The 25,362-nt window shown below is 44.0% G+C and carries 24 protein-coding genes; 21 read left to right on the top strand and 3 right to left on the bottom strand.

Annotated elements, in window-relative coordinates; genetic code table 11:
* Positions 1 to 2: 2 nt before the first annotated feature.
* Positions 3 to 677, bottom strand: coding sequence for a response regulator transcription factor (locus tag ACIPK1_RS03650; protein WP_005233644.1), 675 nt, complete (start codon positions 675 to 677; stop codon positions 3 to 5).
* Between the two features lie 131 nt (positions 678 to 808).
* Here ACIPK1_RS03650 and ACIPK1_RS03645 point away from each other — a divergent pair, with 131 nt between their 5' ends.
* The 6 genes from ACIPK1_RS03645 (at position 809) to ACIPK1_RS03620 (ending at position 7,021) form a co-directional block, all read left to right on the top strand.
* Complete coding sequence (locus tag ACIPK1_RS03645; RefSeq protein ID WP_301387805.1) at positions 809 to 1,531, top strand: polyphosphate polymerase domain-containing protein; 723 nt, start codon at positions 809 to 811, stop codon at positions 1,529 to 1,531.
* Positions 1,521 to 2,198: a DUF4956 domain-containing protein gene (locus ACIPK1_RS03640; protein ID WP_005233649.1), complete on the top strand. Its 678-nt coding sequence runs from the start codon at positions 1,521 to 1,523 to the stop codon at positions 2,196 to 2,198. The genes ACIPK1_RS03645 and ACIPK1_RS03640 overlap by 11 nt, the downstream gene beginning before the upstream one ends.
* Positions 2,199 to 2,213: 15 nt before the next feature.
* Complete coding sequence (locus tag ACIPK1_RS03635) at positions 2,214 to 4,070, top strand: carbohydrate-binding domain-containing protein (protein WP_016621916.1); 1,857 nt, start codon at positions 2,214 to 2,216, stop codon at positions 4,068 to 4,070.
* Between the two features lie 170 nt (positions 4,071 to 4,240).
* Entirely contained in the window at positions 4,241 to 5,725 is a 1,485-nt protein-coding gene (locus tag ACIPK1_RS03630; protein WP_301387809.1) for an ABC transporter permease, read from the top strand.
* Positions 5,726 to 5,735: 10 nt separating this feature from the next.
* Positions 5,736 to 6,401 (top strand): ABC transporter ATP-binding protein, encoded by a 666-nt coding sequence (locus tag ACIPK1_RS03625; RefSeq protein WP_008379404.1) that lies wholly within the window; start codon positions 5,736 to 5,738, stop codon positions 6,399 to 6,401.
* A 167-nt stretch (positions 6,402 to 6,568) separates the two neighbouring features.
* The gene (locus ACIPK1_RS03620; protein WP_015510428.1) at positions 6,569 to 7,021 is read left to right on the top strand and encodes a YaiI/YqxD family protein; all 453 of its coding nucleotides are present in this window, start codon (positions 6,569 to 6,571) and stop codon (positions 7,019 to 7,021) included.
* A 52-nt stretch (positions 7,022 to 7,073) separates the two neighbouring features.
* On the opposite strand, the gene ACIPK1_RS03615 is transcribed toward ACIPK1_RS03620, so the two are convergent.
* On the bottom strand, positions 7,074 to 8,816 hold the full coding sequence (locus tag ACIPK1_RS03615; RefSeq protein WP_016612930.1) for an AarF/ABC1/UbiB kinase family protein: 1,743 nt from the start codon (positions 8,814 to 8,816) through the stop codon (positions 7,074 to 7,076).
* Between the two features lie 182 nt (positions 8,817 to 8,998).
* Between ACIPK1_RS03615 and ACIPK1_RS03610 the strand changes: the two genes are divergently transcribed.
* From ACIPK1_RS03610 to ACIPK1_RS03555, 12 genes are all read left to right on the top strand, one after another.
* Positions 8,999 to 10,093 carry a D-alanine--D-alanine ligase gene (locus ACIPK1_RS03610; protein WP_061053332.1) on the top strand — a complete coding sequence of 365 codons (1,095 nt, stop codon included), beginning with the start codon at positions 8,999 to 9,001 and terminating at the stop codon, positions 10,091 to 10,093.
* Between the two features lie 86 nt (positions 10,094 to 10,179).
* Positions 10,180 to 11,529, top strand: a complete 1,350-nt coding sequence (gene murF / locus ACIPK1_RS03605; RefSeq protein ID WP_061053331.1) for a UDP-N-acetylmuramoyl-tripeptide--D-alanyl-D-alanine ligase — start codon at positions 10,180 to 10,182, stop codon at positions 11,527 to 11,529.
* A gap of 290 nt (positions 11,530 to 11,819) precedes the next feature.
* The gene (cshA, locus tag ACIPK1_RS03600) at positions 11,820 to 13,346 is read left to right on the top strand and encodes a degradosome RNA helicase CshA (RefSeq protein WP_010749100.1); all 1,527 of its coding nucleotides are present in this window, start codon (positions 11,820 to 11,822) and stop codon (positions 13,344 to 13,346) included.
* Between the two features lie 202 nt (positions 13,347 to 13,548).
* The gene (acpS, locus tag ACIPK1_RS03595) at positions 13,549 to 13,914 is read left to right on the top strand and encodes a holo-ACP synthase (protein ID WP_061053330.1); all 366 of its coding nucleotides are present in this window, start codon (positions 13,549 to 13,551) and stop codon (positions 13,912 to 13,914) included.
* Between the two features lie 121 nt (positions 13,915 to 14,035).
* Positions 14,036 to 15,157 carry an alanine racemase gene (alr, locus tag ACIPK1_RS03590; RefSeq protein ID WP_061053329.1) on the top strand — a complete coding sequence of 374 codons (1,122 nt, stop codon included), beginning with the start codon at positions 14,036 to 14,038 and terminating at the stop codon, positions 15,155 to 15,157.
* A 9-nt stretch (positions 15,158 to 15,166) separates the two neighbouring features.
* The gene (locus tag ACIPK1_RS03585; protein WP_005227961.1) at positions 15,167 to 15,538 is read left to right on the top strand and encodes a type II toxin-antitoxin system PemK/MazF family toxin; all 372 of its coding nucleotides are present in this window, start codon (positions 15,167 to 15,169) and stop codon (positions 15,536 to 15,538) included.
* A gap of 8 nt (positions 15,539 to 15,546) precedes the next feature.
* Positions 15,547 to 15,843: a hypothetical protein gene (locus ACIPK1_RS03580; RefSeq protein WP_016612926.1), complete on the top strand. Its 297-nt coding sequence runs from the start codon at positions 15,547 to 15,549 to the stop codon at positions 15,841 to 15,843.
* A 305-nt stretch (positions 15,844 to 16,148) separates the two neighbouring features.
* Complete coding sequence (gene rlmN, locus ACIPK1_RS03575; protein WP_010749104.1) at positions 16,149 to 17,216, top strand: 23S rRNA (adenine(2503)-C(2))-methyltransferase RlmN; 1,068 nt, start codon at positions 16,149 to 16,151, stop codon at positions 17,214 to 17,216.
* Positions 17,217 to 17,412: 196 nt separating this feature from the next.
* The gene (locus tag ACIPK1_RS03570; protein WP_005233676.1) at positions 17,413 to 18,096 is read left to right on the top strand and encodes a DUF969 domain-containing protein; all 684 of its coding nucleotides are present in this window, start codon (positions 17,413 to 17,415) and stop codon (positions 18,094 to 18,096) included.
* A complete protein-coding gene (locus tag ACIPK1_RS03565; protein WP_005233677.1) occupies positions 18,097 to 19,017 on the top strand; it encodes a DUF979 domain-containing protein in 921 nt (306 codons plus the stop codon).
* A 30-nt stretch (positions 19,018 to 19,047) separates the two neighbouring features.
* The gene (pcp, locus tag ACIPK1_RS03560) at positions 19,048 to 19,695 is read left to right on the top strand and encodes a pyroglutamyl-peptidase I (protein ID WP_301387823.1); all 648 of its coding nucleotides are present in this window, start codon (positions 19,048 to 19,050) and stop codon (positions 19,693 to 19,695) included.
* 441 nt (positions 19,696 to 20,136) lie between these two features.
* Entirely contained in the window at positions 20,137 to 21,798 is a 1,662-nt protein-coding gene (locus ACIPK1_RS03555) for a peptide ABC transporter substrate-binding protein (RefSeq protein ID WP_005233679.1), read from the top strand.
* 100 nt (positions 21,799 to 21,898) lie between these two features.
* Here ACIPK1_RS03555 and ACIPK1_RS03550 read toward each other — a convergent pair whose 3' ends face one another.
* On the bottom strand, positions 21,899 to 22,234 hold the full coding sequence (locus tag ACIPK1_RS03550) for a DUF3899 domain-containing protein (RefSeq protein WP_005227990.1): 336 nt from the start codon (positions 22,232 to 22,234) through the stop codon (positions 21,899 to 21,901).
* An 84-nt stretch (positions 22,235 to 22,318) separates the two neighbouring features.
* Here ACIPK1_RS03550 and opp3b point away from each other — a divergent pair, with 84 nt between their 5' ends.
* Genes opp3b through ACIPK1_RS03535 form a run of 3 tightly spaced genes read left to right on the top strand, consistent with a single transcriptional unit; the run spans position 22,319 to position 25,355 of the window.
* A complete protein-coding gene (gene opp3b / locus ACIPK1_RS03545) occupies positions 22,319 to 23,260 on the top strand; it encodes an oligopeptide ABC transporter permease (RefSeq protein WP_005233681.1) in 942 nt (313 codons plus the stop codon).
* Positions 23,260 to 24,303 carry an ABC transporter permease gene (locus ACIPK1_RS03540; protein WP_005233683.1) on the top strand — a complete coding sequence of 348 codons (1,044 nt, stop codon included), beginning with the start codon at positions 23,260 to 23,262 and terminating at the stop codon, positions 24,301 to 24,303. Before opp3b ends, ACIPK1_RS03540 begins: the two co-directional genes overlap by 1 nt.
* Complete coding sequence (locus ACIPK1_RS03535; protein WP_216593164.1) at positions 24,303 to 25,355, top strand: ABC transporter ATP-binding protein; 1,053 nt, start codon at positions 24,303 to 24,305, stop codon at positions 25,353 to 25,355. The genes ACIPK1_RS03540 and ACIPK1_RS03535 overlap by 1 nt, the downstream gene beginning before the upstream one ends.
* The last annotated feature ends 7 nt before the right edge of the window (positions 25,356 to 25,362 follow it).

The raw sequence follows: 25,362 nt of genomic DNA, 5'->3' as shown, positions 1-25,362 counted from the left end.
GACTAGGCTCCTTGCATAATATAGCCGACATTTCGCAACGTACGGATCTCTTTGTCGATTCCTGTCTGGCGCAAGTGTTTTCGCAGATTGCTCATGTAGACTTCTACGACAGTCAGGGTCGTTTCTGAATCGAACCCCCAGATGCGATCAAAAATCTGTTCCTTGGTCAAAATAATGTTTCTATTTTGTAGAAAATAGAGCAGTAGCTCAAATTCTTTCCCTTGAATCGGTAAAAGCTCCCCTTGATAGCTGACCTCGTTGGTGCCAAGGTTACAGAGCAACCCGTTATATTCCAGTGTATTTTCATTGAACAAACCTAAGGAGCGTTTTAGCAACGCTTTGATCCGCATCAATAATTCTTCCCGATAAAAAGGCTTGGTCAAATAATCATCAGCCCCTTTTTGAAAGCCGGTTACTTTGTCTTCTAAGCCGTCTTTGGCTGTTAAAATCAGGACGGGTGTTTGGAGTCCTTTTTTTCGTAATGCTGAAAGCACCTCATAGCCGTTCATCTCAGGCATCATCAAGTCAAGAATAATCAAGTCATAGATCCCCGTTTCCGCCTCGTACAAGCCTTCACTGCCATCATATGCTTGCGTGACTTCACCGATTTCGCTGACGATCTCTTTCATATTTTCAGATAATGTTTTGTCATCTTCGATTACTAATAATTTAATCATGTTCCCACCTCTTTAAGGATAAGAATAGCACGAATAGCATAAAAAATGCTTAAAAAAACTGTTTTGTCTTAAGCTGCATTTAAGATAGCTGCCGTAAATTCAGTGCATGGATTTCAAGGGAGGAACATTTTATGAAATTAAAAAAAGTCTTTCAAAGAAAAGAGACGAAATATCTATTGACTAAGGAGCAATTTCCAGCATTTCTTGGCGAGTTGCAGCAAAAAATGGCGATCGATGAATATGGGCAACACACGATTATGTCCTTGTATTATGATACCCAGGATTACCGCTTTATTCGTCATTCGATGGACAAACCGAAATACAAAGAAAAATTTCGGGTCCGCAGCTATGGGGTACCGACAGAGCAACAGTTGATTTTTTTAGAGATCAAGAAGAAAGTCAGTGGCGTGGTCTACAAACGCCGCGTTCCGATGCCCTATGCTGACTATTGCCGCTGGTTGCAAACGGGGGTCTTGCCGTCAATGGAGGAAGCCCCGCAAATCGCCGCGGAGATCCACTGGTTATTTAAGAAAAACCCGGACCTGCTACCAAAAGTCTTGATTGCCTATGATCGCCTGTCGCTGTTTGTTGATGATGATAGTGAATTTCGCGTGACGTTCGATCAAAACATTCGCTTTCGCACCTGCGATCTCATGTTAGGTTCCGGTAGTTACGGTGCACTAGTAGCACCGGAAGTCGGAGTGTTGATGGAAGTCAAAGCCCTCGGCTCTTATCCAATATGGTTTGTGGAACTGCTGAACAAATACAGTGTGCGCAAAGGCAGCTTTTCAAAATATGCCCAAACCTATCAACGGCATTTATTCAAGAAGGAGGAACGGTTACATGTTATCTAGTCTATTTTCTGGCGATACGAGCACCCTTGAATGGAGTAGCTTATTGATCTGTATCGCCGCCTCATTGCTTTTAGGATTATTAGTGGCAGCGATCCATATGATCCGCAATGTCTATACGAAAAACTTCGTCATTACCTTGGCAGTCTTACCGATTCTCGTTCAATCGGTGATCATGCTAGTCAACGGCAATCTTGGCACAGGGGTGGCGATCTTAGGTGCCTTCAGTTTGATTCGTTTCCGCTCGGTTCCCGGGGGTTCTAGAGAGATTACCAGCGTCTTTTGGTCGATGGGGATCGGTCTGGCAACTGGGATGGGGTATGTCGGCTATGTTGTCATTTTTTCCATTATCGTGGCGCTTTTCTTGACCCTTTTATATACGATGCCCTTTGGCGATCGACAAGCCACGAGTGAACGGGAACTGAAGGTCACGATTCCGGAAGATTTGGATTATCCACAATTATTCGATGATCTCTTTGAAAAATATACGCATTCTGCCAAACTGACATCGGTTCGAACGACGACGATGGGAAGCTTGTATGAATTGCGCTATCAGTTGCTGTTAAAAGACCAAGCGCAAGAAAAGCAAATCATTGATGAAGTTCGGGTTCGTAATGGCAATTTACCTGTTGTTTTAGGCAAGCTCACCGCTAACCGCGATGAGCTGTAGAAGGAGGAACCTTTTATGAAAAAACTCATTTATCCACTCTTGCTCTCATCGCTGCTCTTAGGCGCTTGCGGGCAAACCGATAGTACTAGCACGAGCAGCAGTTCCAGTTCCGCAGCAGCAGTTTCCGGTTCTGCCGCAGTGACCAACGTTTCAACGACCCTTGATGATTCTGTGGACTATTACGGTAGTTACGAAGAAGAAGATGTTGATGCTTCCTACGATGAGGCAACTGCTACGCAACTTGAATTGAATGGCAGCGACACGACGGCTGTTGATGGCGTTTCAGTGGAAGACCAAACCGTGACGATCACCCAAGCCGGCACCTATGTCGTCAGCGGGTCGTTAAGTAATGGCCAACTGGTTGTCAACGTCAACAAAGAAGAAAAAGTCCATCTGATCTTTGCCGGTGTCACGATCACCAATGAAGACGGGGCGGCCGTCGTCATCGAACAAGCAGAAAAAGTCATCACGACCTTAGCCAGTGATACGACGAATACTCTGACGGATGGCAGCAGCTACACCTTGGCTGAAGGCGAGACAGAACCAGATGCTGCCTTTTATAGTAAAGAAGATTTGTCCATCAACGGCGATGGGACGTTGGTGATCACAGGAAATTACAGCAACGGATTGCGCAGCAAAGATGATTTGGTTTTAGCAGGGGGGACGATTGAAATCACAGCGAAGAACAATGCCATCAAAGGAAAAGATTCCGTGTCGATCTTGGCGGGGAACTACACACTGAACACCACTGAAGGAGATGGCATCCAAGCGAATAATACGGAAGATGCGGAAAAAGGCTACGTTGCGATTGATGGTGGTACCTTTACGATCCAAAGTGGTCGTGACGGGATCCAAGCAGAAACAAATTTAAGCATCCAATCAGCTGATATCACGATCAAAACGGCTGACGGAGCCCAAAGTCAGTCGCTAGTGACGGATGAAAGTTACAAAGGATTGAAAGCTGGCGGTGTGATGACCATCAGCAGCGGCACCTTTACGATCGATAGTGCGGATGATAGCTTGCATGCCAATGATACGATCAACATTGCAGGTGGCACGATCACTGCCAGCAGTGGCGATGATGGGATCCACGCCGACAATGAATTGACGATCTCCGACGGAACGATTTCTATCGAAGAATCCTATGAAGGATTAGAAGCAAGTGTAATCACGATTGCAGGTGGCACGACACACGTCGTGGCTAGCGATGATGGGATCAATGCCGGTGGTGGCAGTGATACGGATGAAACAACGGGACAATTTGGTCAAGACAGTTTTGGCGGCGGCCCTGGCGGCGGCGATACCGCGGATGACAGTAAACAGATCACGATCACTGGTGGAACGTTGGTCATTGATGCCGAAGGGGACGGCCTGGATAGTAATGGCAATGTCACCATGAGTGATGGCGTCGTCATCGTAAATGGTCCAACGACCGGTGGCAATGGTGCTTTGGACTATAACGGCACATTTGAACTCACCGGCGGCGTCTTGTTAGCGGCAGGCACGACCGATATGGCCATGAACGTTAGCGGTGGTAGTCAACAGTCGATCGGAATCAGTTTCGATCAAACCCAATCAGCCGAGACCCTAGTGACCTTAAAGGACAGTCAAGGTCAGACGATCTTGTCCTATGCCCCAAGCAAAAGCTACCAACACGTGGTTCTTTCCAGCCCAGATTTGACCGATAGCAGCTATACGTTGGTCAGTGGTGGGACGAATGATGCACAAGCAGTCTCCGGTTATTATGCTGGCGGAACCCTCAGTGATGGGACAGAGTTAGGAACATTGTCCGTCACGGATACTATCGCTAACTTGACCCAATCAGGTGCAACAGCGACAACCAATCAGATGGGCGGTGGTTTTGGTCGTTAGTTGAAGTTTCACCGATCATCACCAAATGGTTATCAATAAATCGAACAGATCGCAGGCAGTCGTTGCGGTCTGTTTCTATGATTCAAAAAATCAGGAGACGGTTTAAGGTCAATTTAAGCTAGGATCCTTATAGTCGAAAGACAATAAATAGCTATTCAGGAGGAACAAAGATGAATTTTTTGAAACGAGGTCTCCAAAGTTTATGGGCGAAAAAAGGCCGGAGCCTGTTGCTGATCGCCGTATTTTCTGCAATCTTGATTTTTGTATTGGCGGGTCTGACGATTCGCAGTGCGGCACTAGTAGCGACTGAAAATGCCCAGAAAAGTGTTGGCGCAACTGTGACGTTGCAAGCAAACCGCGAGCAGGCTTTTCAGCAAAGGAGCTCTTCTTCTGACAGCGATGACCAAAGCACCCGACCAGATCCAGGGAGTTTTCAATCGACACCAGTAGCGATTACTGATGCCCAAGCGATCGCCGATTTAGACGGGGTTGCCTCATATAGTTTTGAAGTCAGCACCTCTGCTGATGCCGTCAGCGGGATCGAACCGATCTCCAGCAGTGACTCATCGACAGAGTCAGAAGCAACCGACAGCAGCGAATCGGGGCAAATGGGCGGTATGCCAGGAGGAATGCCTGGTGGGAATATGAGTACGGGTGATTTCCAAATCACTGGTGTATCAACTAGTGCGGCGTATACGACTTTTTCGGAAGGAACAGCGACGATCACGGATGGAGAAGGCATTACTTCTGAGGATGAAGGCACGAACCAAGTACTGATCGAATCCTCGTTGGCTGAAGCAAATGATTTGGCAGTCGGAGATACGTTTTCGATCACTGATGCAGAGGACAATGAAGTCGAAGTGACGATCAAGGGAATCTATGAAACGAGTGAAGTAGGCAACAGCATGAGCCAAATGTTCAACTTTCTCAATCCAGCCAACACGATCTTTGCTTCTTATACCCTTGCCAATACGTTGAGCGGCAATGAGGACACCATTGACTCGGCAACCTATACCTTGAGTGATCCGTCTGAGATGACAGCATTCGTGGAAGAAGCGGAAGGGTTGATCGATACAGAAACCTACAGCATTCAAACCAACGATCAAATGTATCAGTCGATGCTGACACCATTGAATAATGTCGCTAGCTTTGCAAAAAATATTATTGTGTTAGTTGCTGCTGCCGGTATCATTATTTTGACGTTGATCGTGATGATGTCGATTCGGGAACGTCGCTATGAGATTGGCGTATTGCTCTCTTTAGGCGAGTCACGGGCCAAAGTGATCCTACAATTTTTCACAGAGATTTTTGTCTGTATGGTGTTTGCTTTAGGGATCGCGGCCGCTAGCGGCAATCTTGTCGGTAATGCCGTCGGAGAGCAATTATTGGCACAACAAACAGAGACAACGACTGATCAAGCAGCCACTGAAAACGCTGGTCCTGGAGGCGGGGAGATGCCGCAAATGGGCGGAAATCGTGGGGGTTCTTTCCCATCCTTCACCCAATCAGCAGAAGTGGAGTCCTTAGAAATCACCGTTTCCCCTCAACAAATTGGTCTATTGGCATTACTCGGTCTAGGGATCAGTTTTGGCTCGATCTTACTCTCTTCCGCGGGCATTTTGCGGTTGAATCCGAAAAAAATCTTGGTTTCTTAGGAGGAACGACATGACATTACGAACAGAACAATTAGGATATTGGTATCAAAGCGAAGCAGAAGCGCTGTTTCGTGACGTTGATTTGACCTTTGAACCTGGCAAGATGTATGCGATCTTAGGTTCCAGCGGATCGGGGAAAACAACCTTCCTGTCGCTGATCACGGGTCTAGATACCCCGAAAGAAGGAAAGATCCTTTACAACGAAGAAACGTTAGCAAAAATCGGATTGCGAGAATACCGCCGCAAAGATGTTTCCATCGTGTTCCAAGCGTATAATCTATTGCCTTATATGTCGGCACTGGACAATGTGATCACAGCCATGGCGATCGCGAAGTCGCAGCAAGCCGATAAAAAGGCCTATGCTTTAGCTAACTTAGCCAAAGTTGGTATCACGGAAGAGCTGGCACTGAAAAAAGTGACCCAATTATCGGGTGGGCAACAGCAACGGGTCGCTATCGTTCGCGCGTTGTGCTGTGAACATGAGCTGATCGTAGCCGATGAACCGACTGGAAACTTGGATGAAACGACATCTAAAGAAATCGTCAAACTATTTCAAGAAATTGCCCATGAGCAAAAAAAATGTATCATCTTAGTGACCCATGAACAAGAAGTAGCAAAGGCTTGCGATGTCGTTTATGAGTTGAAGGAACGAGCATTTTCTAAAATTGAAAGGTGAGCTTTGCATATGGTAACTGCTAGTTAGTGAGACAAAGATCGTCATTCTTATTCCCTCATTGAGCAAGACTGAAATGAAAATACCGCAAAGTCTGCTTGCATCTTCTAGGTGCTCCTCTTACAATAGAAGTAATTGTAAAAGAAGGAACTTTTGAGAGGAGCAAGCAGATGCGGCTTTTTATTGACGGCGACGGTTCGCCGGTGAAAAATGAAGTGATTGAACTGGCTCAGCAGTATCAGCTGCCGGTAGTGATCGTGACCAGTGTCGATCATTATACGACCAAAGACTATCCCGCCCATGTCCACTTTGTCTATGTCGACAAAGGCTCGGATCGCGCGGATTATGAAATCGTGAAGGAGATAGAACCCGGCGATTTTCTCGTCACCCAAGATTATGGCTTAGCCTCGTTAGTCTTGCCCAAAAAAGCACGAGTTTTTCACCATAACGGTACAGAGTATTTGCCAGAAACAATCGATTTTTTATTAGGTCAACGCTATTTAGGTGCGCAGATGCGTAAAGCAGGCAAGCGCACAAAAGGACCGAAGCCCTTTACGAAAGAGGATCGGGAAGCCTTCAAACGAATCTTTGAAAACGAATTGCGACAGACCCTTGCAAAATAAGCACCCTCAAGACCCAGCTTCTGCATGAAACACGGGAATTGAAGGTGCTTATTTATTTCTTACGAAAACGATCATAAAAGTATTTGCCGACTAAAGCTACGATCGCGAAAAATGCCAAGGTATATCCGAAGATCCCCATCTGATGGACGAAGGCTCCTTGTTGCGGGCTGGCGACCACCAATAAGGAAGAGCCAAGGATGACCGCAGCTAGAATAATACCGATTACCAGTCGATTGACCATCTGATCAAAGCGGTCCAATAGCTGTTTTTGTTCGCGGATCTCTAAATTTAACCGGTGTTTACCAGTGGCAAAAGTGTCTAAGACAGCCAAGGTCCGATCAGGAAGATGGCTAAGTGCCCGCAAGCTTTTTGCGGTTGCCAAGGCGCTTTTTTTCACCTCGTCTTCAATACTCAGCTGCTGTAAGAAATATTTTTGTGCAAAAGGCTGAGTGACTTCCATCATTGATAATTCGGGGTCTAAGGCTTTGATCACACCTTCCAAGGTGCCAAAAGCCTTAATCAGCAAGGTGATGTCTCGATGCATCTGCAGTTGGTTATCATGGCAGATCGTGATGACTTCCCCCATCACTTTTTGCAAGTCGATATCCTTTAGCGGCATATTATAGTAGTTTTCAACAAATTTTTGAAGATCCTGATAGAAGGCGACTTCATCAAAGGAACTGCCGCTGCTGTTGCACAAACGCAAGACAGCTTTGCCGACTTCTTGGGTGTCTTGGGTATACAAAGCAATCAATGCATCAGCTAAGCGACTGCGTAATGACTGATCCAAATGTCCCATCATCCCAAAATCTAAGAAAATCACTTGGTAAGGCGGCATAATCGCTTCTTCTTGCCACTTCAATGAATAATCAACACCGCCGAGGACACCGACGCGCTGTTTGACTTGGAATGGTTTTGGTCGGTTGGTTTGATCTGTGAAGACATGTAAAAAAAGATTGCCAGGATGCGGATCAGCGTGAAAGAAGCCATCTTCAAAGACTTGCTTCATAAAGTTTTCGACTAATAGCGTTCCCACTTGTTTTTTCACTGCTTTCACGGACTGATTGTCATAAACGATATCTTGATTGCTGCGGGTCAGCAAGCAGTTCAAACTTTCACCGGCCATGTAATCCATGACTAATACTTTTTGGGTGCACCATTCGGGATAAACTTTTGGCAATGCCAATTGCGGGTTTTGGTGATTGTTACGGTAGAATTCCTGCGCATTTTTCATCTCTTGTAAAAAATTTGTTTCATTGGCAAGGGATCGTCTGACTTCGCTTAACACGCTTTTTAAATCCACCACATTGGCTTCTGGAATTGCACGAACCAACGGTAGAGCCTTTTCAAAAAGATCGAGATCCACTTGAATCGCCGCAATGATTCCCGGATGCTGCACTTTGACGATCACTTCTTTGCCGCTGATCAAGTTTGCTCGGTGGGCTTGTCCGATGGAAGCTGAGGCGACTGGGATTTCATCAAAAGCGGAAAAAACTTCCGTTAGTGGCTGCTGTAGTTCTGCTTCCAGCAGTGCTTTGACCTTGGGAAATGGATCGCTTTTGACATTGTCTTGTAACTGCTTGAAGGCATCAACGAAAGTGCTGGAAAGCAGGTCATTGCGGACCGAAAGCATCTGCCCGATTTTGATAAATGTTGGTCCTAATTCTTCAAACGCTTGACGCACCATTTCGGGATGCTGCTGTTTGCTGATATTTTGAACGACTTTGTATTTCAAAAAGACTTGAAGGATTTGTTTTAATCGTCCTTTTCTAGAAGGAGCAGTTTGTTCTGTCATAGGTCCCACCTCTTTAAACGTGCCGTGATATATTCATAGTACTGACAAAATGAAAAACATTCAACTAACGACTGTGTAAGCTTAAAGAAATTTCTGCAAGATTTAATGCCGGTTGGTCGATTTTGTGCTAAAATGTGGAAGACTTAGTTTGGTAGAATCAATGAATACAGGAGGAAATTCTTTTGAAAATCATTTTATTATACGGGGGACGCAGTGCAGAGCATGAGGTATCACTGTTATCCGCTTTTTCAGTTGTTAATGCTGTATATTATAATTACTACCAAGTTCAATTAGTAATGATCACTAAAGAAGGACGTTGGTTAAAAGGCCCATTATTGTCTGAGGCGCCAACGTCACCAGATACTTTGGCATTGACCAACGAAGAGACCAAAGGGGAAGAAATTTCACCTGGGGCCATCTATGAAGAAGACGCGATCGTCTTTCCATTGCTCCATGGACCAAACGGCGAAGACGGCACGATCCAAGGGTTTTTAGAAACCATCGGAATGCCTTATGTCGGAGCCGGTGTCTTGACTAGTGCCTGCGGGATGGACAAAATCATGACCAAGTACATCTTGCAAGCTGCGGGAATTCCGCAAGTTCCCTATGTACCAGTCTTGAAAAATGCGTGGAAAGAAAATCCGAAAAAGATTTTCGATCAATGTGAAGGCAGTCTGCTTTATCCGATGTTTGTCAAACCTGCCAACATGGGCTCAAGTGTCGGTATCTCGAAAGCCGAGAACCGTGAAGAACTGCAAAATGCGCTACAAGAAGCGTATCGCTATGATACCCGAGCGATCGTTGAACAAGGAATCGAAGCCCGTGAGATCGAAGTCGCTGTTCTTGGAAACGAAGACGTGCGGACCACCATGCCGGGAGAAATCGTAAAAGATGTTGCGTTTTATGATTACAATTCCAAATACATTGACAACCGAATCGAGATGCAGATTCCTGCGCAAATTCCCGAAGAAACACAAGCCAAAGCCCAAGAGTTTGCGAAAAAAGCCTATACGATGTTAGGCGGCAGTGGATTGAGCCGTTGTGATTTCTTTTTGACCAATAAAAACGAGCTCTTTTTAAATGAGCTAAACACGATGCCGGGATTCACTGAATTCAGCATGTACCCATTGCTATGGGAAAAGACCGGATTGCCTTATGGGGATTTGATTGAAGAATTGATCCAATTAGGGATGAATCGTTTCAATCAAAGACGTTCGTTCTTGACCAACGTAGAAGCAACCGAAACGGAAGCAGAAAACGAAAACGAAGCAGAATAAATAGCAGGAAGAAAGCCAGCTCAACTCAAGGAAAATACTTGAAGCGATCTTGTGCTTTCTTTTTTTGTAAAAAAGGAGCGAAACTGATGAATTTTACTGTAAAAGAAGCCGCTGCCGTATTTGGTCAGCCAATTGAAAATGAGACACCACTTGCCTCTGTGGAGTTTGACAGCCGTCTAATCAAAGAAAACAGTCTTTTTGTTCCCTTGGCGGGGACTCGGGATGGACATGAATTTGCCCAACAAGCCAAAGACAATGGTGCGATCGCGACATTGTGGAGTCATCCCACCATACAACCACCGCAAGGCATCCTTGTGATCCCCGTCAAGGATACTGTCAAAGCGTTCCAACAGTTAGCACGAGCCTACAAAGAAAAACTTGCGCCAAAAATCATCGCTATTACCGGAAGTAATGGGAAAACAACCACAAAAGATATGGTAGACGCGGTTATGGCACAAAAATACCAGACCTACAAAACTCAAGGTAACCATAACAATGAACTAGGCGTGCCTTTGACTATCTTGCATGCACCAGAAGATACGCAAGTGTTGATTTTAGAAATGGGAATGGACCATGCAGGAGAGATCGAAGTCCTTTCGCGCTTAGCAGAACCTGATGCAGCGGCGATCACTTTGATTGGCGAAGCCCACATTGAAAACTTAGGGTCCAGAGAAGGGATCGCCAAAGCCAAAATGGAGATCACCGCAGGATTGAAAAAAGACGGCTTCTTTATGATGCCGGCGGATGAACCATTGTTAGACCCCTTTGTTCCTAACTTGACGCAGCCCATTGAAACTTTTGGCTTAACAGAGGGAGATCTGCAAGGAGACATCGTAGAGGAATCGCAAGATCAAACGATTTTTACGGTAGCAGGTACGACTTTTACCTTACCGGTATTAGGCGGTTATAATGTCAAAAATGCCTTGATCGCGATTGGGTTAGGACGTCATTTTGGTGTAGCAGATGAAGCCATCAAGGAAGGCTTGGCGCATTTTCAATTAACGAAAAATCGGACCCAATGGGTAACTGCCGGTAACGGAGCAGCGATTTTGAGCGATATATACAATGCCAATCCGACTGCCATGGGTCTTGTATTGGATAGTTTCCGCAAATTGCCGTTAGAAGGACGACGGATCGCCGTATTGGCAGATATGCTTGAATTAGGACCAGATTCTGCACAAATGCACGAGCAGATGGCCGCACATTTAGATGACTCGTTCCAACTAGTTTTTCTTTATGGCAAAGAAATGCAAGCATTGCAAAAACGACTAGTTCAGTCACCACTGGCTGACAAGGTGCGCTATTTTGCGACAGATGAAAAACCGCAACTGATCGCCTCCTTAAAGGAAACTTTAGAACCTTCCGACAGCTTGGTAATCAAAGGGAGCAATGGCATGGGCTTGAGCGAAGTCGTTGATGCACTAAAAGGAATGTAAAGCGGAGTTGAAATCTTGCTGAAACTTTCAAAACGTGTTATACTTATCTAACGCCGAAAGATGAAGCACAGAATGATTACTGTAAAAAACATTGACGTTTTGAGATAAAATGATGGCTGAGACAAACAACACTTGTTTTAGCCTTTTATAATGCCTTCGTGAAGCGGTTTTTCGGTACCGAGAGAAAGATAAGAGTAAATGGGACTACTCTTGTGTTTCTGAAGAACTAACCTACGCTTCGATGATAGAAAAACAGGCATCGAAAAGATGACCAGCCTAGGAGGATCCATTTGAAATTTAAAGATCTAGAATTATCCAACGAATTATTGACTTCTGTTGAGCGTGCCGGCTTTGAAGAAGCAACACCCATTCAAGAAGCAACGATTCCATTAGCCTTAGCAGGCAAAGACGTGATCGGTCAAGCACAGACCGGTACTGGTAAAACCGCCGCATTTGGTTTGCCAATGTTAGAAAAAATCGACCCAGCGAACCATCAACTACAAGGATTAGTGATTGCCCCAACCCGTGAATTAGCGATCCAAACCCAAGAAGAATTGTATCGTCTTGGTAAAGACAAAAAAATTCGCGTTCAAGCAGTTTACGGTGGAGCCGATATCGGCCGTCAAATCCGTCAATTAAAAGATCGTCCCCATATCGTAGTTGGTACGCCAGGACGTATGTTAGACCATATCAACCGCCACACCTTAAAATTAGGTACGGTTGAAACGCTTGTATTAGATGAAGCAGACGAAATGTTGAACATGGGCTTCTTGGAAGATATTGAAAAAATCATCAGCCAAGTGCCAGATGTTCGTCAAACGTTACTATTTTCAGCAACAATGCCGCCAGCAATCAAAAATATCGGCGTGAAATTCATGAAAGAGCCTGAACATGTTCAAATCAAAGCCAAAGAAATGACCGCTGATTTGATTGATCAATATTATGTTCGCTCAAAAGATTATGAAAAATTCGATGTCATGACTCGTTTGTTGGATGTGCAATCACCAGAATTGACGATCGTTTTCGGTCGTACGAAACGTCGTGTTGATGAATTGGCACGTGGTTTAGAAGCTCGTGGCTACAAAGCTGAAGGCATTCATGGGGACCTTTCTCAACAAAAACGGATGAGCGTTTTACGTTCATTTAAGAGTGGTCAATTAGATATCTTAGTTGCCACAGACGTAGCAGCTCGCGGATTAGATATTTCTGGTGTTACACACGTTTACAACTACGATATCCCTCAAGATCCTGAAAGCTATGTTCACCGGATCGGACGTACAGGTCGTGCCGGAAAAGGCGGAATGTCAGTGACTTTCGTTACACCAAACGAAATGAGCTACTTGCATGTCATTGAAAACTTAACGAAAAAACGGATGACACCAATGCGCCCACCAACCGAAAAAGAAGCATTTAAAGGTCAATTAGGTGCCGCAATCGAATCTGTTGAAACAAAATTGGATGAAAATGGTTTGGATAAATACTTGCAAGCAGCCGACGATCTTTTGGAACGTTATTCTGCACAAGATTTAGCAGCACTGCTTCTAAAAACAATGGCGAAAGATCCAGCTGATTTAGAACCAGTCAAAATTACACCAGAACGCCCATTACCTCAAGGAAAAAAATCATTCAATAAAAACGGACGTCGCAGCAATAACAGCAATGGCGGCAATCGTAACCGCAAAGAAAACGGTGGGAACCGTGGCGGCGGCAACGGCAATAAAGCCCGTGGTAACTATTCAAAAGATGGTGCCCGTAAAAACAATCGCCGTAGCAACGACAAAAAACGCGGTTTCGTTATCAGAAATAACCAAGACTAATTGAGTTTGTGGACCTTGTAAGGAAACTTGCAAGGTCTTTTTTATATAAAAAACAAATACGAGCAATTGAAAATCTTAATCTCCGTATAAACTCGTCAGATTTGAATGGTAATTCGCCATTTTTTTGGTAGAATGGTAACTAGCTAAACAAGGGCCAATTCCAATTTGGAAACCCCTATCTTAAGTAAAGGTAGCGAGAAGAATGATTAAAGGAATCGGAATCGATGCAGTCGAGCTGCCTCGAATGAAAGAATTAATTGAAAAAAAACCTCAGTTTATAACGCGTATTTTAACAGAGAAGGAAGCAAAATTATTTGCCCGTTTGCCCCTGAAACGTCAGGTAGAGTTCATCGGGGGGCGCTATGCCTGCAAAGAAGCGTTCTCCAAAGCTTGGGGGACGGGGATCGGCAAAGTTTCTTTTCATGATATTGAAGTCTTGACCAATGAATTCGGTGCACCGATCGTTACCAAAGCACCGCACCCTTTAGAAAAAACGTTTGTCAGTATCACCCATACAAATGATACTGCCTTTGCACAAATTATCTTAGAAGTATCGGATAGTGAGTAACCTGAGTGGAAGTCGTCACTTGGTGAAAAAACTACGATACTTTATGGACGAACAGCCGACTACATAAAACCAACTTAATTTGTTTGTCTGATCAAGCATTAGTAGAAAGAAGGAACTGGAAATGGTGGTTGCTTACCATAGACCAACGAAAGCGATTATTGATACGACCGCGATTACCGAAAACATCAAAAATGAGATTGCTCACTTACCAAGCGAGACGTTTCTTTTTGCGGTGGTAAAAGCCAATGGGTACGGGCACGGAGCGGTACAAACTGCTCAAGCAGCCAAAGAAGGCGGTGCAGCCGGTTTTTGCGTTGCGACGATCGATGAGGCAATCGAATTGCGAGAAGCAGGAATCACTGACCCGCTGCTGATTTTAGGGGTTGTGAACGTGCAAGATATTCCCTTACTTGCAGAATACGATTTTTCTTTTCCAGTCGCTTCGATGGACTGGTTGGTAGAAGCCGGTACTTATTTGGAAGAGAATCCTATAAAGACACCGCTTAAAGTACATGTCAAAGTGGATACCGGCATGGGGAGAATCGGTTTTTTGACCCCAGAAGAAGTGCTTCAAGCCGTTCTTTGGTTGGAAACTCATCCCACATTTGATTGGGAAGGAATCTTTACCCATTTCTCCACAGCCGATCAAGCTGATACAACTTATTGGGAAACACAGCACCAGCGGTTTAAAGAAGTCTTAACTGTTTTGCCTTATTTGCCGACATATATACATACAGGCAATAGCGCGACCTCCTTGTGGCACAAAGAGGCCGTTGGGAATATGGTCCGTTTTGGGATCGCGATGTATGGATTGAATCCGTCAGGTCATGCATTGAAGGAACCATTTTCCTTAAAACCAGCCCTTTCACTTGTTTCTGAACTGATCCAAGTGAAATTACTTGAAAAAGGAGCGGGGATTGGCTATGGTGAGACATATATCACGCCCCGTCAGGAATGGATCGGCACTGTGCCTATCGGTTATGCGGATGGCTGGTTACGAAAAATGCAAGGCTTCTCACTCTTAGTAGAAGGCGAACCTTGTGAAATCGTCGGTCGGGTGTGTATGGATCAACTGATGATTCGTTTGCCGCGAGCCTTTGCTGTCGGTACAACGGTCACGTTGATTGGTGAGAATCATGGGAAACGAATTACGATGCAGGATGTTGCAGACCAGTTAGAAACGATTCACTATGAAGTAGCGTGCACCCTCTCAGCAAGGGTTCCGCGAGAATATAAAAGTTAGGGTGGTCCTATGGTAAAAAGGGGAGATATTTATTTTGCCGATCTTTCACCAGTCGTTGGATCGGAGCAAGGCGGAATACGACCGGTCTTGATCATTCAAAATGACTTGGGCAATCACTTCAGTCCCACCGTGATCATTGCGGCGATCACGGCAAAAATGGCGAAGCCGAAATTACCAACCCACATTGGGATTTCCGCTTCTTGCACAGGGATTGGCAAAGACTCCGTCATTTTGATGGAACAGATCCGCACGATCGACAAAAGTCGGTTGAAAGAAAAAGTTTGTCATTTAGACGATAAAGTGATGTGTGAAGTCGATGCTGCTTTGATGATCAGTATTGGTGTGGAGCCGACCTTTGCTACATCAACGATCGAGGTGTAAGACAAGCAATGGGGTATGTAGTATTAATAGTAGTTGTCATTTTATTGATTCTCTTTACTTATAAACATATTCGCCGTTTTCTTTCAGAAACCAAAAAGCGCAACGAAACCATGGAACAAGGGTATTACCTTGTCAGTCATACATATGAAGAGAAACGGGAACAGACCCATTATTACGGCGTTTTTCAACAAGGAGACAAAGAACTGATATTAGAAATGTCACTCCAGCTTTATTTACAGCTACAGCCACCGCAACGGGGGATGTTGACCGCCAAAGAAGGCCGAGTCCTTTCTTTTGAAGGGTGATCATGTGAAGAAAGCAGTGCCCATGAGAGAGTATCTCTTCAAGGAAAAGCAAACAAGCAGGAAAGAGCTGCTCCATTTATTTCACAGGAGTTGGTCCATTCACTGCTTGTTTTTTATGACTAAAATGTTTGTGAGAGCTATTTCAAGCAAGATGGCGTGATGGATGGGAACATTGAGCATCGAAAAAATGATCAACCAGCGCAGTAGAGCAACGGTTTTGCTTTGACAAACAACCAAGGTACGGTTGCTTTTCACAAAGAATTCAGTTATAGTATGTAGCGACTAGTTTGAAAAGAGGGAAAAAAGTGAACCCATCGATTTATGGACTTACCAAATCAGATCTATCTTTGTGGATAACTGAACAAAATGAAAAGAAATTTCGAGCCAACCAAGTGTGGGAGTGGCTCTATGAAAAACGAGTAACCAGCTTTGAAGAAATGACCAATTTACCGAAACCTTTGATTGAGAAACTGACGGCAGCCTTTGTGATCAATCCCCTGAAGCAGATGGTGGTACAAGAAGCCAGTGATGGGACCGTCAAGTATTTATTTCAATTGCCCGACAATCACATGATTGAAACGGTCTTGATGCGTCAAGAGTATGGCATGTCGGTTTGTGTGACGACCCAAGTCGGTTGCAACATCGGCTGTACCTTTTGTGCCAGTGGGTTATTAAAGAAACAGCGGGATTTAACAGCAGGCGAGATCGTGGCTCAAATCATGTTAGTACAACACTATTTTGATGAACGCAACGAGGGAGAACGGGTCTCTCACGTAGTCGTCATGGGGATCGGCGAACCCTTTGATAACTATGACAATGTGATGCATTTCTTGCAGATTATTAACGACCCAAAAGGTTTAGCGATCGGTGCGCGGCATATTACCGTGTCAACCAGCGGCTTGGCGCATAAAATCAAAGAGTTTGCGGAGAACGGCTTGCAAGTGAACCTAGCGATTTCGCTGCATGCCCCAAATAATGAAGTCAGAACCTCCATGATGCGGATCAATCGGAGCTTCCCGATTGAAAAACTGATGGCAGCGGTCGATTATTATTTAGAAAAAACCAATCGTCGCATCACGTTTGAGTATATCATGCTGGATCATGTCAACGACCGACCGGAACATGCCCGTCAGTTGGCAGCATTATTGAAGGATAAAAAGAAATTGTCTTATGTCAACTTGATTCCTTATAACCCAGTGAGTGAGCATGACCAATATGCTCGAAGTAAAAAAGCCGATGTGTTAGCTTTTTATGACATTTTAAAGAAAAACGGCATCAACTGTGTGATTCGTAAAGAACATGGGACAGATATCGACGCAGCATGCGGACAGCTGCGAAGCAAACAAATGAAAAAAGAAGCTTCTGCTTCTTAAACAAAAAAAACCAAAAGAAGGACTGCACAAGCGCAGTTCTTCTTTTGGTTTTTTATTATCTAAGCAATTAAAAAACGCCTTAAAGAAAGCGTATTCCTGTAAAGAAAATTCAAAAAATATTGTTTTACAAGAAAAAAATAGATTATACTAAAAGCTGGTATTCATTAAAAATAACTTACTGTGAAAGGATGATTTGATGGAATGGATTAAATTAATTGGTATTCTAGTTATTTTAGTCGGCTTTTTGCTGAAGCTAGATACTATTGCTGTCGTAATCGTTGCTGGTTTTGTCACCGCGCTTGTATCGGGAATTTCTGTTGTTGATTTTTTAACAATGTTAGGAGAAGCGTTTGTCAATAATCGACTCGTGACACTGTTCTTGTTGACATTACCAATGGTCGGCTTGTCGGAACGTTTTGGCTTGAAACAGCAGGCCGTCATATTGATTGAAAAAATCAAAGGCTTGACACCAGGGAAGTTTTTGAGTTTGTACTTATTTATTCGGGAACTTGCTGGCTTTTTCTCTATTCGGATCCAAGGACATACGCAATTTATCCGCCCAATCGTTAACCCGATGGCGCAAGCTGCTGGGGAAAATAAATTTGGGGAACTGGATGAAAAAGATCAGGAAAAAATCAAAGCTCGGGCTGCCGCTAATGAAAATTTCGGGAATTTCTTTGCCCAAAATACCTTCGTGGCTGCTTCTGGTGTGCTGTTGATCGTAGGAACGTTGCAATCACTTGGATATGATGTGGCAGCTAGTTCGATCGCGCAAGCATCATTGCCGATCGCATTGATCGTCTTAGTTATTGCCACGTTATCGAACTTGCTCTTTGATCGCAAATTAGCAAAAAAATATGGCAAGAAGGAGGAGAAATAGATGGAAGGAATCGTTAACGGATTACTAGAATTCTTTTATATCTTGATTGGGCTGCTGTCGATCATGACGGCTGTCCGGGTTTTTCGTGAAGCAGACCATCCTACACGATTAGGCACCTCTGCCTTTTGGTTACTGCTAGGGGTCGTCTTTGCTTTCGGAAATTTTTTGCCGTATCTTGTGGACGGAATTTTGATCGTTTTGATGGGCTGTTTGACCTTCTTCAAACAAGTACAGATCGGTAAAATCGTCGACGTTGATGATGAAAAAGCCGAAGCGTCAGCAAAACGGATCGGTAGTACGATCTTCGTACCATGTATCAGCTTGGCATTGATCGCTGTGGTGATTTCTTATACACCATTAGGGGGCCAAGTGGGGATCGGGATCGCGTCGATCTTAGCACTCTTGTTGGCAGTCGTGCTAACTTCCGCTAAACCAAAAACAGTGTTAGACGATTCCGACCGGATGCTTCGCCAAGTCGGAACTGCCGGTATCTTGCCGCAGTTATTAGCAGCACTAGGTGTCATTTTTAACGCTGCTGGTGTTGGTGATGTGATTTCTCAAGGAATCTCTGGCGTCGTGCCAGAAGGCAATCGTTTTATCGGTGTCGTGGCTTACTGTTTAGGAATGATGATCTTTACTATGATCATGGGAAATGGCTTTGCAGCATTTACCGTTATAACTGCCGGTATTGGCGTACCTTTCGTAATGGCGCAAGGCGGCGATCCAGTTGTTGCTGGCGCTTTAGCAATGACCGCTGGTTTTTGCGGCACGTTGCTGACCCCGATGGCAGCCAATTTCAATGCACTGCCAGTGGCTTTGTTAGAGATGAAAGACCCTAATGGTGTCATTAAAGCACAAGCCCCAATTGCTTTATTATTGTTAGTGATCCACATCGCTTTAATGTACTTTTGGGCATTTTAGTGGTAAAACAGAGATGGAAGGATGATGGAAATGAAACTATTAATTACCGGATTTGATCCATTTGGCGGAGAAGCAATCAATCCTGCCTTAGAAGCAGTGAAATTACTGCCAGATACAATTCATGGTGCACAGATCGTGAAAGCAGAGATCCCCACTGTATTTGGGAAATCAGCGGCGATCGTCGAAGAGAAAATTGAAGAGGTCCACCCAGATGTCGTCTTAAACATCGGTCAAGCGGGCGGCCGGTTTGCCATCTCACCAGAACGAGTGGCAATCAATGTGGATGATGCCCGGATTCCTGATAATGAAGGCAATCAACCCGTCGATGAAGCGATCCAAACAGAAGGAAAGCCTGCCTACTTCACACAACTGCCAATCAAAGCAATGGTAGAAAATATGAAAAAAGCAGGAATACCTGCAGCCGTTTCTAATACTGCTGGAACTTTCGTCTGCAACCACATCATGTATCAAGTACAATACATGATCGATACAAAATACCCTGAAATGAAAGGCGGTTTTATTCACGTGCCATTTATTCCTCAGCAAGTCGTCGATAAAGCAGGACAGCCTGCAATGAGCATCGAAGACATCGCCAAAGGATTAACTGCAGCAGTGGAAGCTATCGTTGATTATTCCGACAAAGAAGATTTAAAAGCGATTGGCGGCGCGATCCATTAATCATTGAAGGACATCCTTTCGAGGACAAAACAAAAGTTCTTAAAATGAAAAGACCTGATCAGTAAGCATGCGATCAGGTCTTTTTTGTCTGAATTTGATAAGAAATCATCCTTGTTTTCTGCATGTTTACTTTTCTATCAGACATTTCTCATTTTGATGACTGAAATGAAAAAAGCAGACAGAAAATGAATGTAAGTTACATTTAACCGTGTTTTTTTATTATTTTTTTCGCTTTATTTCTTATAAATAAAGAAAGGAAAAATAGCATTTAACGAATGTTTGATGAGAGTAAGGTAAGTAAATACCAAGAAAACTTTCTTCCAAAGGTGTTTTTTATCGAAAAAGGGATTGCTTTTTTAATAATTATTAATTAAAATCTTATCTAACTTCAGAAATCGAATGATTATTCTGAAAATTAATTCAATTAAGGGGTAGGACAGGATGAAAAATAAATGGGCCTATGGTTTAGTAGCTGTGTGTGGCGTGGTGTTAGCCGGCTGTACAACAGGCGGAACAAATAGTTCAAGCAATGACACAGCAACTAGCGGCGATAGCAACGCAGAACAAGTATTTAACGTAGTGGTTTCACAAGAAATGCCAAGTGCGGATCTTTCATTAGCAACCGATACGATCAGCTTCAGTGCATTGAACAATGTATATGAAGGACTGTATCGTTTGGATGCTGACAGCACACCACAACCTGCTGGTGCAGCTGAAGCAGCTGAAGTCAGCGAGGATGGACTAACTTACAAGATCAAATTGCGTGAAGATGCGAAATGGTCAAATGGTGACCCTGTTACAGCAGCGGATTATGTTTATGGCTGGCAACGGACGGTCAAACCTGAAACTGCATCAGAATATGCGTATCTATTTTCACCAGTCAAAAATGCGGATGCCATCACAGCTGGCGATACGGATCCATCAGAGCTAGGCATCAAAGCAGTGGGGGATTACGAATTAGAAATCACCCTAGAAAAAGCAACACCTTACTTTGATTACTTATTAGCATTCCCATCATTCTTCCCACAAAATCAAAAAGTAGTGGAAGAAAATGGCGATCAATATGCATCAACAAGCGACAATGCCGTTTATAATGGACCATTTGTCCTGACTGGTTTTGATGGACCAGGAACGGATACAGAATGGGCTTATGAAAAGAACGATCAGTATTGGGACAAAGACACTGTTAAATTACAAACGATCAACGTAAGCGTCGTGAAAGAATCCTCAACTGCCTTGAATCTTTTCCAAGATGGTCAAGCAGATGATGTCATCCTAACAGGTGAACTGGCGCAACAGATGGCTAACGACGAAGCATTCGTTTCTCAACCAGAAGCAACGACTTCTTACTTAGAATTGAATCAACGTGATGAAGATTCACCTTTCCGTAACGAAAATTTGCGTAAAGCAATCTCTTATGCGATCGACCGTGATGCCTTAGTAACATCGATCTTAGGTGATGGTTCAATTGCTTCAAGTGGTTTGGTTCCAGAAGGCATGACTTTCAGCCCTGGCGATCATACAGACTTCACAGAAGCAGCTGGCAGCGTCATTAGCTACGATCAAGAGAAAGCAAAAGAATATTGGGAAAAAGCCAAAGAAGAATTAGGAATCGATTCATTAGAATTTGATATCTTAGCTTCTGATACAGACTCAACCAAGAAAATCATTGAGTACTTGCAAGACACGATCGAAAAAACATTGGACGGTGTGAAAGTCACGTTAAGTCCAGTTCCATTCTCTGTTCGTTTGGATCGTTCAAATGCGGGTGATTTTGATACAGTAATGGGCGGTTGGGGTGCTGACTATGCCGATGCAAGTAGCTTTACTGACTTGTTTACGACAGGTAACTCATACAACCGTGGTCAATGGAGCAGTGAAGAATACGATGCAGCTGTAAAAGCAGCAGGTACGACCAATGCCAATGACCCTGACAAACGTTGGGAAGATTTAGTCAATGCAGAAAAAATCATTATGAATGAACAAGGTGTCATTCCAGTTTATCAAAAAGCGGAAGCACATTTACGTGCAACAAAAGTCAAAGGTGTTGTTGCTCACGCAGCGGGCGCACAATACGACTACAAGTGGACATCAATCGAATAATCACGAGTAGTTGACTTGAAATGCCGAAGAAAAGGCTGGGACAATTTCTTGTCTCAGCCTTTTGCTTCTCATTTCAATGAGTAAAAATATAAGAGTGAAATTAACTAGTAGCAATCATTAAAAAGAGCAATGAAAGGAATAACAAGAAGACACCAGGCCATAACCAAAAGGCGTAACTCTGTTTGCCGACTTGGGATAATTTCAGATAATCTGTTTTATTTTTGGAAAAAGCTTTCTTCATGGAATATTGAAAATGGTCAAAGAAACCAGAAGCAAATACCCATAAAAAACCGCCAATGATCAAAAAGAACAGCGCCCACAAGAAAAGGGCATCTGAAAGAGCTGCTATGGAAAATTCATTTTTTATGGCTAACCATCCGCCAGAAATTGCGAGGCATAGGAGGGGTATGAGCCCACTACTTTTTTTTATTTTCATGATCTGACTCCTTTTTAATGATTCGTACTATGTTAATTTACATAATTATTGAATAGAAGTCAAAATACTTAAGGGGGAAACTGCGTGAACAGCTTTTTGAAATATTTATTGAAACGAGTGTTCTACATGGTCTTAACATTATGGCTGATTGCCACGATCACCTTTTTCTTGATGCAATTTTTGCCAGGAACACCATATACGAATGCTGAAAAATTAAGTCCAGAACAAATTGCCTTGCTAAATGAGCAAGCAGGATTGGACAAACCGATCATTACCCAATATTGGCTTTATTTGACCAATCTACTAAAAGGTGACTTTGGGATCTCTTTCCAATTTAAAAACCAGCCAGTAGCGAATTTATTATCAGGAAGAATCGGACCTTCACTGCAACTAGGACTACAAGCGATCATCTTTGGTACCTTCTTTGGGATTATTTTAGGAACGATCTCTGCAATGAAGCAAAATACTTGGGTCGACACAACGTCTACCTTAGTGGCGATCTTAGGGCGTTCGATCCCTAACTTTGTCTTTGCCGTTTTGCTGCAATATATTTTTGCCATCAAACTAGGGATCTTGCCGATTGCCAAGTGGGAGACCTTTGCCAGCACGATCTTACCGACCGTCGCCTTAGCGATGTCGCCGTTAGCGGATTCCGCTAGGTTTATTCGAACCGAGATGGTGGAAGTGCTGCATAGTGATTATGTCGAGTTGGCACGAGCAAAAGGTTTGAGCCGCTGGGAAATTGCCTTCAAGCACGGTTTGCGGAATAGTTTGATTCCGTTATTGACGTTGTTAGGACCGCTAGCTGTCGGTTTGATGACTGGTTCCCTTGTCGTAGAAAATATTTTTGCGATCCCGGGTATCGGTGAACAGTTCGTAAAATCAATCATGACCAATGACTATCCGACGATCATGGCGGTAACGATCCTTTATTCCGCAATGTTGGTCTTTGTGATTCTTGTTGTTGATATTTTATATGGAATCGTTGATCCGCGGATCCGAGTTTCAGAAGGGAGTCGTGGCTAATGGCAGAGAAACCTTACACAGCAAATGATGTTGCTGCCATCGATGCAGCCAAATTTCAACCGTTACAAAAAAATACCAATGAAGAGCGTGAAGCGATCGCAACCCCCTCATTAACCTTTTTCCAAGATTCGTGGCGTCGTTTGAAAAAGAACAAAGCCGCTGTTTTCTCAATCGTTTTGTTGCTGATCATTATTACGATCTCAATCATTACCATTTTTGTCTCGCCACATGATCCGACCGCGCAAAATGTGACCTTTACAAATCTGCCGCCGAAAATTCCCGGTATCAACATCAATGGCTTAAACGGCTATGCGATGGTGGGAGGCGAGCTAGTAGATAAGTATGCAGCTGCCAATGTACCTGACGGGACATATTTCCTTTTAGGAACGGATGGATTAGGTCGTGACTTATTGAGTCGTCTATTTGTAGGGACACGTATCTCCTTATTGATTGCGTTTATCGCAGCGATGCTAGATATCATCTTTGGTGTAACCTATGGTTTGATCTCTGGTCTTTTAGGTGGACGAATCGATAATGTGATGCAACGTTTCCTAGAAATCTTATCAGGTATTCCCAACTTAGTGGTAATGATCTTAATGCTGGTAGTTTTCGAACCTGGGATCTTCTCGATCGTGGCAGCAATGGCGATCACTAACTGGATTCCAATGGCGCGGATCGTACGGGCCCAAACAATGAAACTAAAAGATCAGGAATTCGTTTTAGCCGCAACAACGCTGGGGGAAAGCCGTCTCAAGATTGCGATGAAACACGTATTACCAAATATTTCCAGCGTGATCATCGTACAAATGATGTTCAGTATTCCCTCGGCGATTTTCTTCGAGGCCTTCCTAAGCTTTATTGGGCTAGGATTAAAACCACCTTCAGCATCTTTAGGGATGCTACTAAGCGATGGCTACAAAACCTTCTTGTTCCTGCCTTACCAAATGTGGGTACCGGCTGTGACCTTGTCTGTGATTATGATTGGGTTCAATTTGCTGGCAGACGGTTTGCGTGATGCCTTTGATCCGAAAATGAAAGAGTGATTGCTATGAAAAAAGTCTTAGAAGTGAAAAACTTAGAAATTTCTTTTGACACCTTTGCTGGGAAAGTCCAAGCGATCCGCGATGTCAGTTTCGATCTATACAAAGGAGAAACCTTGGCGATCGTGGGCGAATCCGGGAGCGGCAAGTCCGTGACAACCCGCAGTATCATGGGGTTATTAGCCAGCAATGCCAATGTCGATAATGGCCAGATCCTCTTCAATGGGACGGACATTTTGAAAAAATCCGAAAAAGAACTGCAAAAAATCCGTGGCAAGGAAATCGCCATGATTTTCCAAGATCCAATGACTTCACTAGACCCAACGATGCCGATTGGCAAGCAAGTGGCAGAGTCATTGATGAAGCACAACAAAATCAGTAAAAAAGAGGGCTTGCGACAAGCGTTGGAATTACTGAACCTTGTCGGCATCCCGAATGCTGAGAAACGCTTGAAAAATTATCCGCATCAATTTTCGGGTGGTCAGCGGCAGCGGATCGTTATTGCGATCGCGCTGATCTGTTACCCACAGATCTTAATTGCAGATGAACCGACGACTGCATTGGATGTAACGATCCAAGCACAGATCTTAGAGTTATTAAAAGATATTCAGAAGAAAATCAATTCGTCCATCGTCTTTATCACCCATGACTTGGGTGTCGTTGCCAATGTGGCTGACCGAGTAGCCGTGATGTATGGTGGGAAAATCGTCGAAGTGGGCACCGCAGAAGAAATCTTCTACAACCCGCAACATCCATACACCTGGGGCTTGTTGGGTTCGATGCCAACGTTAGAAGGGACAGGCGATCGTTTGTACGCGATTCCTGGTTCACCGCCGGATCTGTTGGACCCGCCAACCGGGGACGCTTTTTATCCACGAAACGAATTTGCTTTGCAGATCGATGCAGAACAGCAACCGCCGTTCTTTGATGTTTCACCGACCCACAAAGCAGCAACTTGGCTGTTAGCGCCGCAAGCACCGAAGGTAACTCCGCCGGATGAGATCTTGATTCGCTGGAAAAAATTCCAAGAAAAAAATACTCAGGCATCTGTCTAAAGGAGGA

The sequence above is a fragment of the Enterococcus sp. NPDC086594 genome (genome assembly GCF_044746145.1).
Lineage (GTDB): Bacteria > Bacillota > Bacilli > Lactobacillales > Enterococcaceae > Enterococcus_D > Enterococcus_D entomosocium.
Note: the sequence above shows the minus strand (reverse complement) of the source record. Positions and strands in the feature narration are given on the sequence as shown.

Bases quoted from the DNA above. Each gene is read 5' to 3' on its own strand.
- ACIPK1_RS03570 (WP_005233676.1), top strand. From the start codon at position 17,413: ATGGAATGGATTAAATTAATTGGTATTCTAGTTATTTTAGTCGGCTTT.
- alr (WP_061053329.1), top strand. From the start codon at position 14,036: ATGGTGGTTGCTTACCATAGACCAACGAAAGCGATTATTGATACGACC.
- ACIPK1_RS03645 (WP_301387805.1), top strand. From the start codon at position 809: ATGAAATTAAAAAAAGTCTTTCAAAGAAAAGAGACGAAATATCTATTG.
- ACIPK1_RS03635 (WP_016621916.1), top strand. From the start codon at position 2,214: ATGAAAAAACTCATTTATCCACTCTTGCTCTCATCGCTGCTCTTAGGC.
- ACIPK1_RS03615 (WP_016612930.1), bottom strand. From the start codon at position 8,816: ATGACAGAACAAACTGCTCCTTCTAGAAAAGGACGATTAAAACAAATC.
- ACIPK1_RS03565 (WP_005233677.1), top strand. From the start codon at position 18,097: ATGGAAGGAATCGTTAACGGATTACTAGAATTCTTTTATATCTTGATT.
- ACIPK1_RS03585 (WP_005227961.1), top strand. From the start codon at position 15,167: ATGGTAAAAAGGGGAGATATTTATTTTGCCGATCTTTCACCAGTCGTT.
- pcp (WP_301387823.1), top strand. From the start codon at position 19,048: ATGAAACTATTAATTACCGGATTTGATCCATTTGGCGGAGAAGCAATC.
- ACIPK1_RS03620 (WP_015510428.1), top strand. From the start codon at position 6,569: ATGCGGCTTTTTATTGACGGCGACGGTTCGCCGGTGAAAAATGAAGTG.
- murF (WP_061053331.1), top strand. From the start codon at position 10,180: ATGAATTTTACTGTAAAAGAAGCCGCTGCCGTATTTGGTCAGCCAATT.
- acpS (WP_061053330.1), top strand. From the start codon at position 13,549: ATGATTAAAGGAATCGGAATCGATGCAGTCGAGCTGCCTCGAATGAAA.
- ACIPK1_RS03640 (WP_005233649.1), top strand. From the start codon at position 1,521: ATGTTATCTAGTCTATTTTCTGGCGATACGAGCACCCTTGAATGGAGT.
- ACIPK1_RS03550 (WP_005227990.1), bottom strand. From the start codon at position 22,234: ATGAAAATAAAAAAAAGTAGTGGGCTCATACCCCTCCTATGCCTCGCA.
- ACIPK1_RS03630 (WP_301387809.1), top strand. From the start codon at position 4,241: ATGAATTTTTTGAAACGAGGTCTCCAAAGTTTATGGGCGAAAAAAGGC.
- ACIPK1_RS03625 (WP_008379404.1), top strand. From the start codon at position 5,736: ATGACATTACGAACAGAACAATTAGGATATTGGTATCAAAGCGAAGCA.
- ACIPK1_RS03580 (WP_016612926.1), top strand. From the start codon at position 15,547: ATGGGGTATGTAGTATTAATAGTAGTTGTCATTTTATTGATTCTCTTT.
- ACIPK1_RS03650 (WP_005233644.1), bottom strand. From the start codon at position 677: ATGATTAAATTATTAGTAATCGAAGATGACAAAACATTATCTGAAAAT.
- ACIPK1_RS03555 (WP_005233679.1), top strand. From the start codon at position 20,137: ATGAAAAATAAATGGGCCTATGGTTTAGTAGCTGTGTGTGGCGTGGTG.
- ACIPK1_RS03540 (WP_005233683.1), top strand. From the start codon at position 23,260: ATGGCAGAGAAACCTTACACAGCAAATGATGTTGCTGCCATCGATGCA.